At 52.9% G+C, this 12,264-nt stretch carries 11 protein-coding genes; 3 read left to right on the top strand and 8 right to left on the bottom strand.

All coding sequences use genetic code 11. The features are described from left to right. Nucleotides 1–377: 377 nt before the first annotated feature. Genes HHI26_RS07575 through HHI26_RS07565 form a run of 3 tightly spaced genes read right to left on the bottom strand, consistent with a single transcriptional unit; the run spans nt 378 to nt 2,343 of the window. Nucleotides 378–701: a PTS lactose/cellobiose transporter subunit IIA gene (locus HHI26_RS07575; protein ID WP_133843684.1), complete on the bottom strand. Its 324-nt coding sequence runs from the start codon at nt 699–701 to the stop codon at nt 378–380. A 2-nt stretch (nt 702–703) separates the two neighbouring features. Then, the gene (locus HHI26_RS07570) at nt 704–2,023 is read right to left on the bottom strand and encodes a PTS sugar transporter subunit IIC (protein WP_133843683.1); all 1,320 of its coding nucleotides are present in this window, start codon (nt 2,021–2,023) and stop codon (nt 704–706) included. After that, the gene (locus tag HHI26_RS07565; protein ID WP_133843682.1) at nt 2,020–2,343 is read right to left on the bottom strand and encodes a PTS sugar transporter subunit IIB; all 324 of its coding nucleotides are present in this window, start codon (nt 2,341–2,343) and stop codon (nt 2,020–2,022) included. The genes HHI26_RS07570 and HHI26_RS07565 overlap by 4 nt, the downstream gene beginning before the upstream one ends. Nucleotides 2,344–2,679: 336 nt before the next feature. Between HHI26_RS07565 and HHI26_RS07560 the strand changes: the two genes are divergently transcribed. Then, on the top strand, nt 2,680–3,705 hold the full coding sequence (locus tag HHI26_RS07560; RefSeq protein ID WP_159337380.1) for a LacI family DNA-binding transcriptional regulator: 1,026 nt from the start codon (nt 2,680–2,682) through the stop codon (nt 3,703–3,705). A gap of 237 nt (nt 3,706–3,942) precedes the next feature. Then, entirely contained in the window at nt 3,943–5,070 is a 1,128-nt protein-coding gene (gene wzz(fepE), locus HHI26_RS07555) for an LPS O-antigen length regulator Wzz(fepE) (protein ID WP_167863878.1), read from the top strand. Nucleotides 5,071–5,135: 65 nt separating this feature from the next. On the opposite strand, the gene HHI26_RS07550 is transcribed toward wzz(fepE), so the two are convergent. From HHI26_RS07550 to HHI26_RS07540, 3 genes are read right to left on the bottom strand one after another with little or no spacing between them, the layout of a single operon-like run. Continuing rightward, nucleotides 5,136–6,431: a cytosine permease gene (locus HHI26_RS07550; RefSeq protein WP_133843679.1), complete on the bottom strand. Its 1,296-nt coding sequence runs from the start codon at nt 6,429–6,431 to the stop codon at nt 5,136–5,138. 19 nt (nt 6,432–6,450) lie between these two features. Next, entirely contained in the window at nt 6,451–7,140 is a 690-nt protein-coding gene (locus tag HHI26_RS07545; RefSeq protein ID WP_133843678.1) for a PAS and helix-turn-helix domain-containing protein, read from the bottom strand. A 20-nt stretch (nt 7,141–7,160) separates the two neighbouring features. Continuing rightward, a complete protein-coding gene (locus HHI26_RS07540; RefSeq protein WP_167863877.1) occupies nt 7,161–7,571 on the bottom strand; it encodes a GNAT family N-acetyltransferase in 411 nt (136 codons plus the stop codon). 517 nt (nt 7,572–8,088) lie between these two features. On the opposite strand from HHI26_RS07540, the gene HHI26_RS07535 reads away from it, so the two are divergent. After that, nucleotides 8,089–9,540 carry a methyl-accepting chemotaxis protein gene (locus tag HHI26_RS07535; RefSeq protein ID WP_133843675.1) on the top strand — a complete coding sequence of 484 codons (1,452 nt, stop codon included), beginning with the start codon at nt 8,089–8,091 and terminating at the stop codon, nt 9,538–9,540. Nucleotides 9,541–9,546: 6 nt separating this feature from the next. On the opposite strand, the gene HHI26_RS07530 is transcribed toward HHI26_RS07535, so the two are convergent. Then, nucleotides 9,547–9,885 (bottom strand): hypothetical protein, encoded by a 339-nt coding sequence (locus HHI26_RS07530; protein WP_171148863.1) that lies wholly within the window; start codon nt 9,883–9,885, stop codon nt 9,547–9,549. Nucleotides 9,886–9,979: 94 nt separating this feature from the next. Next, nucleotides 9,980–12,112 (bottom strand): EAL domain-containing protein, encoded by a 2,133-nt coding sequence (locus tag HHI26_RS07525; protein WP_171148862.1) that lies wholly within the window; start codon nt 12,110–12,112, stop codon nt 9,980–9,982. Between the last annotated feature and the right edge of the window lie 152 nt (nt 12,113–12,264).

Genomic DNA, 12,264 nt, shown 5'->3' with positions numbered 1-12,264 from the left:
CATGCCTGACCCCTACGAAATACGTGCAGGGCGAGGCATGCCTGACTCCTGCGAAATACGTGCAGGGCGAGGCATGCCTGACCCCTACGAAATACGTGCAGGGCAAGGCATGCATGACCCCTGCGAAATACGTGCAGGGTGAGGCATGCCTGACCCCTACGAAATACGTGCAGGGCGAGGCATGCCTGACTCCTGCGAAATACGTGCAGGGCGAGGCATGCCTGACTCCTGCGAAATACGTGCAGGGCGAGGCATGCCTGACCCCTACGAAATACGTGCAGGGCGAGGCATGCATGACCCCTGCGAAATACGTGCAGGGTGAGGCATGCATGATCCCTGCGAAATACGTGTTGGGGCGAGGCATGCCTCGCCCGAGATTATTTGGCCTGTTTCAACGCCTGCACTTCACGATGCAGGATGATGATCTCTTCCGCTAGCTCACGGCACAGCATGGCGTTCATCAGGTGATCCTGCGCATGGACCAGAATCAGGTTCACCGGCACCTTGCCGACCCCTTCATCAGCGCCAATCAGCGCCGTCTGGATCTTATGCGCGGCTCTGGCAGCGGCTGTCGCGGCCGTCAGCTGTGCGTCCGCTTCCTGCCAGTCATAAGTCCGTGCTGCACGCAGCGCCTGCATTGAGCAGGAGCGGGCTTCGCCGGCGTGAATGATGAGTTCCATTACGGTGGTTTCCATATCCATGATCAGTTCTCCACGGCTTTCAGTTCAGTATCCGACGGGGTTGGCTTCTCCTGCTTCAACAGCTCGCGCTCATACATTTTGAAGAAGGGATAGTAAATCAGCGTTGATACCACAATCAGCACGCCCACCAGAATCACGGCGCGGAAGTCCCAGCCCGTTGACCAGGCGGCACCAATCGGGCCGGGTGTGGTCCAGGGGGCCAGCGAAACCACGTGGTTCACCAGGTCAGTACGCGTGGCCACCCAGGCAATAATGGCATTGACCAGCGGTGCGGTAATAAACGGGATAAACAGCAGCGGGTTCATCACCACCGGGGAACCGAAGATAATCGGCTCATTGATATTGAACATACTCGGCACCAGACCCAGCTTGCCGATGGAGCGCAGGTGTGCCGAACGGCTCCGCAGATAGAGGAACACCAGGCCCATGGTGGAACCGGAACCGCCCACCACGATAAAGAACTGCCAGAATGGCTCAATAAAGATTTGCGTGATCGGCTGGCCTGCGTTTAATTCCTGCTGGTTAATGCCGAGGTTGGTCAGCCAGAAGGCCTGCAAAATCCCACCGACGATCACCGCACCGTGGATACCGGCAAACCACAACAGATGGCACAGCAGCACGGCAATCAGTACCGCTGGCAGTGAGTCAGACGCGGAGATAATGGGTTTGAAGATCGCCATAATCGCCTGCGGCAGCAGCATACCGAACTGATCCTGTACCAGCAGACTGAGGGGGAACAGTGTCAGGAAGATGGCAAGGATCGGGATCAGCAGATCGAACGACTGGCGAATTTTCGGCGGAACCTGCTCTGGCAGCTTAAAGCCGATATGGTGTTTTTGCAGGAAGTGCATCAGCTCAGTGGAGTAGAGGCTGACGATAATCGCCGTAAAGATCCCTTCTCCCCCCAGCGAACCCACAGGAAGTGCGCCATTGCCCTGCGGCGCGGCGACCAGCAGAAACGACATTAGCGACAGACAGGCGGCCATAAAACCGTTCATCTTATAGCTGATGGCGAGGTTATAGGAGATGGCGGCGGCGATATAGACCGCCATAATGCCCATCGTCATATTGTAGGGCATCATGATTTGCGCTGAATGACGCTCCACCATGCCCAGCCACCACTGAGCAAAAGCCCACTGGCTGTCGGCACCGAACGGTGGATGAGCGAACAACAGCATGAACGAACCCACAATCAGGAACGGCATCGACGAGATAAAGCCATCTTTGATCGCCACCACGTGGCGCTGGCTGGAGAGCCTGGCCGCGATCGGGCTGATGCGATTCTCGATCACGCCGAACAGGGACTCGCTGAAGCGACTCATTTGGCGGCCCCGCCGTTCTGGATCATCAAGAGGGCGTCTGCGAGGATTTTTTCGCCGTTCATCATGCCGTAATCCATGGTGTTGATCACGGCGATCGGCTTGTTGAGTTCATCGGCCAGCGGCTTGAAATCCACCAGCTTGTATTTGATTTGCGGGCCGAGCAGGCAGCAGTCGTAATCGGCGATCTGCTCAACAAACTCGTCCAGCCCAACCGCATTAATCTCCACGGCAATATTTTTTTCTTTAGCGGCTTTTTCCATACGCTGCACCACCATGCTGGTGGACATACCTGCGGCACAACAGAGTAAGATTTTATTCATGGTTGTTCTCCGGTCTAGGTTTCTTTAATAGATAGCTGAAACTGACCTGTTTCTGCAACCGGTTTCATATTCAATAATTTGTTCTGTGAGCGGGATCGCATCGGTCAGAGACAAAGCAGGTGAAACAGCAAAGTTGTGCGGGTAATGGATATATCGCTAATAACGTTGCAGGCAGGTTTAAACGGTTTTTTTCCGTAGAAAGAGGCAACTGACAGGTGAGATGAAAACGTCACTAACAGACACTAAAGCTAATAATTTCATTGTGTTATCATATTAGGTATGGGCGCACGATAAAACAGGTTATTATAACAAGCAGAACTTAGCTTTCAGGAAACCATGATGATTACCATGCTGGATGTCGCAAAAAAAGCCGGTGTTTCAAAAGCCACGGTTTCACGGGTGCTGGCAGGAAATAGTTACGTCAGTAAAACCACGCAGGATCGGGTATTTAAAGCGATTGAAGAAACTGGCTATCGGCCTAATTTGCTGGCACGTAATCTGGCGACCAATAAATCACAAAATATCGGGCTGGTGGTCACCAATACCTTATATAACGGTCCTTATTTTAGTGAGCTGTTATTCCAGGCGGCAACGTTAACCGAGCAGCATGGCCGCCAGCTGTTACTGGCCGACGGTAAGCATGATGCCCGTCAGGAGCGCCAGGCCATTGAGTTCCTGCTGGATCTGCGCTGCGATGCGATCATCATCTATCCCCGTTTCCTCAATACCGCCGAACTGGATGAGATTATTGAGCAAACCCGCAAGCCGATTATTGTGGTGAACCGCCAGCTGGAAAAACATCCTCAGCACTGCGTCTTTGCCGCCCATGAACAGAACACCCTGGACGCCGTTAATTATCTGGTTTCTCAGGGGCACCGTGATATTGCCTTTATTTCGGGATCCGACGGTTCACCTACGGGCATCAGCCGCTTGAAAGGTTACCGTGAAGCGCTTCAGGCGCACCATATCGCCTTTAACCCGCAGCGGGTGGCACAGGGCAGCTGGTCGCTCCAGAGCGGCTATGAAGCCGGTCTGGAGCTGCTGGCGCGCGGCGCTGAGTTTACCGCGCTGGTTGCGAGTAACGATGATATGGCCATCGGTGCTGCCCGGGCGCTGTCTGCCGCGGGAAAACGCATTCCGCAGGATGTGTCTCTGCTGAGCTTCGATGATATTCCGATGGCATCGTTTTTTGTTCCACCGCTCACCACGGTTCATGTCCCCGTTGGAGAGATGATCCGGCATACGCTGGAAAAGTTGGTACTGATGCTCGATGGGCAGCCCGGTGAGCCGTTACCGGCATTTAACGGCCAGCTTATCGTGCGTGAATCAGTGGTGGCGGGGCCTTATCTGGGGCGAACCTGACGTTTCAGTTGTTGCAGAATGATTGGCCCGAAAAAAATCAGTAATTTTACTGATTTTTTTTGGCGCCCATTTGCGCTATTATTCAGAGCGATTTTATCTAAGCCAATATTGTTAAGAAAACATTGTTAAGTAACGATGATTTAATTATCGTTTTTATAAGTATTATCTTATCGCTAAATACTGCACTGGACTGTGTTGAGAATATTCCTACCTTACTGGCGCTACAGGAGTTATGCCATGAATCCCCCCAGAATAATAGACCCTGTGCGTTCTGCGCACGTCGGCGGATTGTCTCAACCGGATCATTCCGATGATGAAATAAATTTAATTGAACTACTGAGTATTCTGGTGAGAAGTAAATTCACCATTATGTTCTTTTGCGTTATTGCCATGTCAGGTGGCGTGGCGGTGAGCTACCTGTTGCCGCAGCGCTGGACCAGTTCAGCGGAGCTGATCATACCGCAAGCGACGCAGCTGCAAGGCATGGATAAGATGCTCGCCGCGCTGGAGGTGCTGGATATTCAGTCGGATATCTCGCCGGGTTCTTTGTTATCCGAATTTATGCGTAATTTTGACGCCTATAATCTGCGTGAAAAATATCTGGTCAGTACCGATTATTTTAAACAACTCTCTAAAAATAAAGCGAATACGCCGGAAATGCGTCATCGCTTAATCAATGCTATTCTGCAGGGGAATATTTCATCGCGCAGCTCTTTGCAGGATAAAGCCGCGAATCAGAAAGAATATCTTTACTACGATGTGACCTTTAGTGCTGAAAATCCGGTTGTCGCGCGTGACCTGCTGCAGGGCTATATTAACTATGTGACAACCGTGGTTGAAGATGATGTATATCATCGTCTTCGCTATCAGGTTGAAATGCGTAAAAGCCAGGCCATTGGGAAATATAATTTCGACAGCGCGCGCGCGGAAACGGCCTATCGTATCAATCTCGAACGCCTGCAATATGCCCTTGAAATCGCCAAGGCTGCCGGGTTGCAGAAACCGTCATGGAGCCATGGTTCATCCAATCAGGATGACCCGGATTTTCCGGTGACGCTGGGGGCAGATGGCCTCGATCGTAAGCTGAAAATCGTCGAGTCTCTTAAGACCCCGACCGTGCTGAATGCTGATTTGCAGAATCGTCATCTGTATATTGAAAAAATCAATGAGCTGAACATCGACAAGCTGATTTTCCAGCCATTTAAATATATGCGCGCTCCCATGGTGCCGCTTCAACGTGATGCACCAAAACGCTCGCTGATTGTCCTGTTATCTGCTCTGGCGGGCTTGATTGCGGGCTGTGGCTATGTGCTGTTAAATACAGCGATTAAGCAGCATCGTCTGACAACGGACAGGTTATCATAGCGCTTGAATGGTGTGTCCAACCGGGCAGAGGCGAAGCGTGCTCTGCCCGATTTTTTAAGGGTTTCTTAACGCGACGGAACCACCGCCCGGTCACGCAACGCCAGCGATAACACGTAATAAATCACGCACGACACCAGCAGCGAGTTAATCGTTGGCACACCCCACTCGGTCATCAGGCCAATCACACTGCCGACAAGCGTCGCGATAATCGCTATCCAGCCAATGGTTGGTGTTTCGCTGTCCCCAGGCAGTTTTCCTTCTGCACGGCTTTTATCCAGCGCGGCACGGTGTGTGCGCAGCAGCAGATAGTCAACCAGCATAATGCCGAGGATCGGAGGGAACACCACGCCCAGCACGGTGAGGAAGTCAACGAAGCGGTCAAGGATACCCAGCACCGAGAGCAGGGTGCCCAGCACGCCAATCACCAGCGTGGTATTCCGGTATTGTAACTTTTTACCGGAGATACCTTCGACGGCGTTAATCACCCCGAGAGAAGAGGAGTAGAGGTTTAAATCGTTCACGCGCAGTGTGGAAAGAATCACCACCAGTAACCCGACGCCGCCGGCTACCTGCGACATAATCGTCACGACATCGGCCGTTTGCAGCGTGCGGGCAATCATAATGGCCAACCCGTTCACGATAAACTCTCCGGCAATAATCGTCAGCAGAGTCACGCCGGCCACATGCCTGGATGAGCGTGAATAACGGGTCAGATCCGGCGTCATCAGGCTGGCAACAATCGCCCCGCCAACCACCATGGTGATGGCCGCGCTGATGGTCAGCGGGCTACCGGTGGGCGGCAGGTCAATAATTTGCTGAAGAGTGTGGCCGGACAACGTCTGGAAGGAGATAAACGCCACCAGACAAATAAACAGCGGCACGGCGATACGGGCGGTTACGCGCAGCGCTTTAAACCCGAAGGTTACCAGCACGGTCAGCAGCAGGCCGGAAAGACTGGCGGCCAGCGGGAACCCCAGGGCGCCACCGAGGGCAAAATTCAACGACTTGGCGAAGATGGCATTTTGAATGCCAAACCAGCCGAGAAGGCTGACGGCGACGACCAGACCAATCAACACCGAACCGATGCGACCAAAACCGCACCAGCGCGCCAGTAAGCTCCCGGATATGCCTTCTTTCATCCCGGCATAGCCCAGCCCGAAGGTCACGATGCCAAAGATCACGCTGCCGGCCAGAATGGCCAGGAAAGCGGAGGCCAGACTCATCGAATCCCCCAGTACCGCCCCCAGCATAAATTGGTCGAGTGCGGTAAGCATACCCATATGGACCACGGCAACGCTTAAAAATGAGACGCGCTTATTTTCAGGTACGCGACTTAACGGGTAGTCTTCAATACGAATCACGGAGTTTCCTTAGCAAAAATTAAATAAACTGGATGCCCTTTTCAATCAGACGGTCCGGTATAAAATTGTCCAACCCTGCGTGGCGGCAATACTCTTCGAACTGGCTCAGGGTATGCACCCCGGCTTTTTGATAGATGTTATAAATCCGGTTCTCTACGGTGCGATGGCTGAGATTATAAATCCGCGCTATTTCTTTCGTAGATAAGCGTTGCAGCATCAAAAAAAGCGTATCCAGTTCGGAACGGGTAAACACATCGTTATCGACTTCGGTTGTCAGCACCCCGGGTTTTTGCTGAGTGATATATTTCAGCGGTGACATGGTGTTGAGCAGTTTAGCGTTCCATGCAATACCGATAAAATCCCCATTTTCTCCATACAGTGGGATTTTTTCACAGACATAGGGCGTTAAGGTTTTCTGCCCATACCAGTAGTGAGTTTCGATCACGGCAACCCGTCCGTTACACGCCTGAGTGCGACGATCGTGCTCAATAAGCTCGTCTTCACATTCGGCCCATGCGGCAGGAAAATCACTGTCGAATCGGCCTTCAATCGCAAAGTTTTTCGGCGTATTGGTATATAAGTACGCCGCTTTATTCATATACAGGTGTTCTGAATCGGGGGCCTTGATACCCCAGGGTTCGGATAAGTGTTCCATCATGGCAATCAGAGCATTGAGGCTTGATCGTGGTTTATCTTCCGGTGATTCCATTTTTCCCCCTGAGGTGTATTTCAGATCTTCTTAGCCAGATAGTGGCGCGTATGCAAATGTGCATAATCGCCGAGTTCGCCATAAGCGGAGTAGCCTAACTTCTCGTAAAATCCGACGGCCTGGAAATTGAACGTATCAACATAGGCCATATGACAGCCGCGTTGTTTTGCTTCTTGTTCTGCTGCCAGCATCAGGTCACGCCCCACACCTTTACCCCGGCAGGCATCGCTGACCCACAAATACTGCACTTCCAACCCCCCCCACCAGGTTCTTGCGACCAGGCCTGCAAAGATTTGCTGGTTTTCGTCGCGTAACGTAAGAAAAAGGGGGTGGATATCAACGGGGGTTATTTTTGCATTGTGCTGCCACAGGCTGTTGATAACAAACGCTTCATCAGCATTTTCGGGCGTATCAGTTACAGTGATTTTCATTAGCCTCATGCTCTCATTATTCGAATAACAATTAATAAGATAACTTGTATATTAACCACGCGTAATTATCATTTATTCCCAGGTATTTCAAGAGTGTTTTTCCCCCTATCCCGGAATGATAAAAATGCCTAAAGTATGAGTCATGGGCGGCGATGTGAATCAGACGATACTAATATCCTGCTGTCCTTCCAGTTTGGCAAGGCAAAATTTCGGCCTCACCAGGGAAATTTCTACATGCAGTCCTTTTTCAGCGACCCTGTCTGCGGCGGATGAGAAAGTGAATAAATAAAGAAGTCTGAAGATGACGCCGGATGTCACTTTAGTAAATCTTTTTAAAATGATGTCGTTTCAGTAAAAGGCTGCTGCTAAAGCGGCCTTTTTTACTTGTTTCCTCACAGATTGATAACGCCCCCGTAACCCCACCCGCAAGATAACGCTATATAGTTGTAAAGATCCTCGCCAATTCTGCCGTTAATGATCTTTCAGGATGCCCACTTTACTTGCCCGGGAAACAATTATGGTCGATACATCGTTACCGCCGGCTATTGGCGGGAGCAGTGAGATGGTTTCATTGGTAAAAATCTGGCAACAGGCTGATTTTTTGATGCTTTTCCTGTCGTGGGGCATGTGGGCCATTGCCTGTCTCATTGGCTGGATGATGGACTCCTTCATGCTGGCGCTCGGCGTTGGCGGGGCGCTGGCGATTGTCGCCACGCTGGTACGTTATGTCTGGCCTGGCCGCCTGATCACCCGGCTGTGGTTTGCTTTTACGTTGATCGCGTTTTCCGCGCTGTTGATTCAACTCGGTCAGGGAGAAGTTGAATACCACTTCTCCATCTTTGTCCTGCTTTCCGCATTACTCGCTTACCGCGACTTTCGTCCGCTGCTGATGGGCGCTGCCACCGCTGCCGTGCACCATGCTCTGTTCAACTATTTTCAGGAAAACGACCTCTACGGCATCGTCTGTTTTACGCATCCCGGTTTCCATATGGTGGTGTTCCACGCCATTTTCGTCGTGGCACAAACCGCTATCCTGATCTTTATCGCCCACCGTATGGCGGCGGATGCCCGCGCGGCGTGCGAAGTGGCTGAGCTGGCGGCGTGGATTAACCGCGAACCCGGGCGCCTGACGCTGGGGCAGGGAAGCAATGAAAGCAAAACGCCGTTTGCCCGCACGTTCAGCAGTACGCTGGGTACCATGCGGGGCACGCTCAATCAGGTGAGCGAAGGGGTCAGCACATTGCTGGAGGAGTCAGACAGTATTCTGCAACGTAATGCTGCGCTTTCGCAGCGCACCGATGAGCAGGCGAATGCACTGGCCGTTGCTGCAACGGCGATGGAGCAGATGAGTGAAGCCGCCACGTTGACCAGTGAAAAAGCGCATGCCGCACAGCAGCTGGCGCAGGGCGCGAACAGGGTGGCAAAACGCGGCGGAGAGAATATCGCCTCAGCGGTGAACTCGATGACGCAGATCGAGCAGGAGTCGCAACGCATTAATGTCATTCTGGAACTGATCGACGGCATCGCTTTCCAGACCAATATCCTGTCACTGAATGCGTCCGTTGAGGCGGCTAACGCGGGTCAGCACGGTCAGGGTTTTGCCGTGGTGGCGGCGGAAGTACGCATTCTGGCCGGGCGTTGCGAAAATGCGGCGAAAGATATTCGCCAACTGATCTCGACCTCTGTAGAACGCACCCACAGCGGTACTGAGCAGGTCGCCGAGGCGGGAAAAACCATGCAGGAAATTATTCAAACCATCAACGGATTGAATGACCTGGTGAAGGAGCTGGCCGATATGAACGACCAGCAGCTCACCAGTATCACGCAGATGAAAGACAGCGTGGAGAGCATTGACAGCAGCGTGCAGCACAACCTGAAGCATGTGGCAGAAACGCTGGAAGTGGCTCAACTGCAACAGCGTCAGGCTGAGGCTGTTCAGCAGGCGATTGCGGTCTTCCGCTTTGCCTGAGGAGCGTCAGTATCCGGCGGCGTTCATCACATCAATGCAGCTGGCTACATCCTTTGCGGCAGCCTTTTTTTGCTCCACGCTGAGCGCCTGGTACTTCTCAATCGACGATCGACCCAGCCGCTCGTCGTAGCTGACCTGTTTGACCGAGTAAGAGCTGTTTTCGTTAATAATAACTGTACGAATTTTATCGGCGAAGTCCTGCTCGCTGGTCGGCGTGCCCAGCACATCGACGGCGGCACAGGCAGCGGCGTCATAATGCGGATCGTGGGCCGGGCTTCTGAACATAAACCACCACAACGACAGTACGGCGGCAGCGAGCACTAACAGCGAGAACAGCTTTTTCATCACATCAACTCAATTCACCCGGAGCGGGCTATCATCAGGGGGCGCATTATACGGAGATATGCGCCCGGGGCGACCAAAATAAGCCTGACGGCGCTCAGCCATGCCTCTCGCGCAGCAGCGCATGCAGTTGTTCCGCCGGCTGTGGCTTACTGAGAAGGAATCCCTGTAAACGATCGCAACCTGCCGAGGCCAGCATCAATCGCTGCTCTTCGGTTTCCACCCCTTCGGCGGTAACGGTAATACCCAGACTGTGCCCCAGCTTGATCACCGATTCAACGATGGTGGCTGAGTTTTCGCGTACCCCTAGCGACTGAGTGAAGGCGCGGTCGATTTTAATGGTATCAACCGGGAACTGGACCAGATAGCTCAGGCTGGAATAACCGGTGCCGAAATCGTCGAGTGCAATACAGAATCCGGCGGCGCGTAGGGTCTTAATGGTTTTCAGCGCATGCTGTTCATTTTCCAGCAGCACGCCTTCGGTAATTTCCAGTTCGATTTGCTGCGGATTGATCCCATGCCGCGCCATAATCGCCATCAGATTGTCAATAAACCCAGGGGCAAGGAATTGCAGGGGTGAAACATTGACGGCAACGATCAGTTTTGGACAGGTGATCGCCAGTTTACAGGCCTGCTCCAGCACCCACTCGCCCAGAGCAATAATCAGCCCGGTCTCTTCGGCAATCGGCACAAACTCCGCCGGCGAGATGTTGCCAAGCTGCGAATGCTGCCAGCGCAATAGCGCTTCGACGGCAATGATTTTTTGGCCACTGACATCCATAATCGGCTGATACCACTGCATTAATCCCGTCTCATTTTCCAGCGCCAGATGGAGTTGCTGCGCCAGCCGCTGACGTTTTTGCAGGGCTTCATCCATGGCCGGAACAAACAGGCAGTAGCGCCCGCGTCCTTCCGCTTTGGCAGCGTAGAGGGAAATATCGGCTTTGCGCATCAGTTCCAGCCGCTCCAGCCCATGTCGTGGTGACAGTGCCACCCCAATACTGACGCCTACCCATAGCGTATGACCGCGCAGCGTCATCGGTTCGGCCAGCCGGGCAATAATTTTTTGGCACAGTTCGGCAACCTGCTGATCGTCTTCTACATCACCGATCATCACCACGAACTCATCACCACCCAGACGTCCGACAGCATCCTGTACTGGTAACAGCGACGACAGCCGTTGACCGATCTCGACGATCAGATCATCGCCCGTATGGTGGCCATAGGTGTCGTTGATCATTTTAAAGCGATCGAGGTCGAGCAGCAGCAGCGCCAGCTTCCCGCGCTTCAGAGGTAACTGATGCAATCGCTCATTGAGCTGTTCTTCTATCCAGGCGCGGTTGGGCAAGCCGGTGAGCACATCATGGCGGGCCAGATGCTGGGCGTGCGCTTCGCTGGCGGCGAGGCGGCGCATTGAGCTGGAGAGCTTGAGGGATGAATGCCACAGGCGGCGCGTCATAATGATGCACATCAGTGTGATACTCAAAATGGCCACCGCAATCAGCGGGCCTGTCACCATCAGCATCTGGCTGCCGGGGCGCATGGGTATCCAGGAGACACTGCTGACGGGAATACCGCTTGCTGAGGTCAGAAGAAAACCAGCGCTATTGGGCTGGTCTGGCACGCTGGGGGTAAAGCGAAAATGGCTGACCACACCGCGATGCTCAAGGAAATCGATAAAGCTGTAATGCAGATAGCGGATAAACACCAGTCGTCGCCCGGAATGATCCGGCAGAGTGCCGATCACCACCTCCGCAACCCGGCCACGCAGGCGGATAAAATCATGGATAAGAGCCGGCGATGCCGTGGGAAGCAGCCAGTGCGATAGTGACGGGCTGAGCGCATCGTAGCTGGAAACGGGGGTCAGCTTGCCCTCCAGCCAGCTGACCACTGGACGCTGCTCTGCATCCAGAAGATACATTTCATTATCGCCAACAAGATGAAACAGCCAGCTGCCAAATTCTGTGGGCTTCGCCAGCTGTGAAATTAGATCCGGTCCATTCAATAGGTTTTTGTGCTGAAGAGTAAAGTCGACCAGGTGCTGGGCGAAAATGTTTTCAATAACCTGTTGTTGTTTTTCTTGTGCTTTGGCATTGCTTTGCACGGTGACCCAATATGCAGTAAACCCACATCCCATAAGGGAAAAAAGCACCACGGCCACAACGGGTGCAACAACGCTACGCATAAACTCGCGGCGCAGTTCAGCTACCGTGCTGTATTCGATTTTCATTGATATTCCAGGATAGTCGAGTCGTTGCCTCAGGAAATACTGGCCCTGTTAAGCGCAAACATTACCTCATTACGTATTATTGGCAAAGTCAAAGACGTTATAAAATATCCGTTTATCTGAAATTCATCTCAGGAGAGGGGGGTTATCTCGGG

It is taken from the genome of Erwinia sp. JH02, assembly GCF_013074405.1.
GTDB lineage: Bacteria > Pseudomonadota > Gammaproteobacteria > Enterobacterales > Enterobacteriaceae > Erwinia > Erwinia rhapontici.
The sequence above is the reverse complement of the archived record's forward strand: the minus strand, read 5'-3'. Positions and strand labels throughout refer to the sequence as shown.